Source organism: Flectobacillus sp. BAB-3569 (assembly GCF_002270355.1).
GTDB classification, from domain to species: domain Bacteria; phylum Bacteroidota; class Bacteroidia; order Cytophagales; family Spirosomataceae; genus Flectobacillus; species Flectobacillus roseus.
In genome coordinates this window covers 1-622 of the sequence record NZ_NJFZ01000191.1, presented here as the reverse complement: position 1 = coordinate 622, position 622 = coordinate 1, and the positions used below count along the sequence as shown (strand labels likewise).

Below are 622 nucleotides of genomic sequence, written 5' to 3'. Positions count from 1 at the left end.
TATTGATGATTATCTTGATAATAGATGGCCAATTCCTGATGAGTTTCATCAAGAAGTCGTAAATAAGTGAGACGATGGCTAATAGTTTGAGGGTATTTTCGAATGAACCATAACCTAGGAGATTCAATAGCTAGCTCAGTTTGGCGAATCTAAACGCCTGTTCGATATTCCATCGGTGCATGTAGCTATGACATATTTCCCAAGCATCCTTAGCTGATTCTACAGGCAATGAGGTTAATAAATAGAGTGGTGACTGATAGTTTTTGGTATCTCTCACTATTACTAACGACAAGTTAATGTCTTCAAAACTAGGGTGTTGTACTTGAGTCCAAGCAATAGAAATGCTCTTGAGAATCTTTCTCTGAGAATCGAGCACAATCTTTTTACTTCTAGCTTTAAAAGAGCGAGCTAGAAGATGGGTGTTGGTTATAAAGATACCGCTTACTTCTGTCGTCGTTTCAAGATGATGTTTGGTATCCCAGCAGGAAAGATGCGTCGTCGCGAATCATTAATGAACTTGTAATTTCAAGTTTTGTCGGCTTATACGGTACAAGATTTCACTTTCAAAATTATATAAGAGCCTCTGATTTTATCAGGGGCTTTTTCTTGGTGGTAGATATAC

1 protein-coding gene and 1 pseudogene are annotated in these 622 nt (G+C 37.8%); one reads left to right on the top strand and one right to left on the bottom strand.

Annotated features, from left to right (window positions below; translation table 11 throughout):
• Positions 1-130: 130 nt before the first annotated feature.
• Entirely contained in the window at positions 131-376 is a 246-nt protein-coding gene (locus BWI92_RS27710) for a hypothetical protein (protein WP_141234971.1), read from the bottom strand.
• Positions 377-421: 45 nt separating this feature from the next.
• Here BWI92_RS27710 and BWI92_RS26955 point away from each other — a divergent pair.
• A pseudogene (locus BWI92_RS26955) lies at positions 422-523 on the top strand (AraC family transcriptional regulator); the annotation flags it as partial.
• Between the last annotated feature and the right edge of the window lie 99 nt (positions 524-622).